A 305-nucleotide genomic window follows, 5' to 3' on the forward strand; every position below is an offset into this window, starting at 1 on the left:
GTGCAAATAATACGTTGAAATCAGAAGATGTATCTGGTCCAACTCGTTAATATGAGAGAGGCTGTTCAATATTTGAACAGCCTCTTTTTGTAGCTAAATCGATATTTCGTGTCAAACCGTTGATATATCGTAAGTTATGATAGATATAATTGAAAAATCGTTGATATATTGCGATTTATGATAGATATATTCGGAAAATCGTTGATATCTTTTTTTACAATTATGAGTGCGTTTCCTTTAATATCGCTTGTACATATGGATCATGTAATATTTGCTCTATAATTGGTAACATGTTTTGTTCAAAT

The 305-nt window shown here is 30.2% G+C and carries 1 pseudogene; it reads right to left on the reverse strand.

Going from position 1 to position 305, the window contains the following annotated elements:
- Positions 1 to 220: 220 nt before the first annotated feature.
- Positions 221 to 305, reverse strand: a pseudogene (locus MR167_RS33815) (DUF3910 family protein); the annotation flags it as partial.

Origin of the sequence: Bacillus cereus group sp. BfR-BA-01355 (genome assembly GCF_022663675.1) — a bacterium.
Lineage (GTDB): Bacteria > Bacillota > Bacilli > Bacillales > Bacillaceae_G > Bacillus_A > Bacillus_A thuringiensis_S.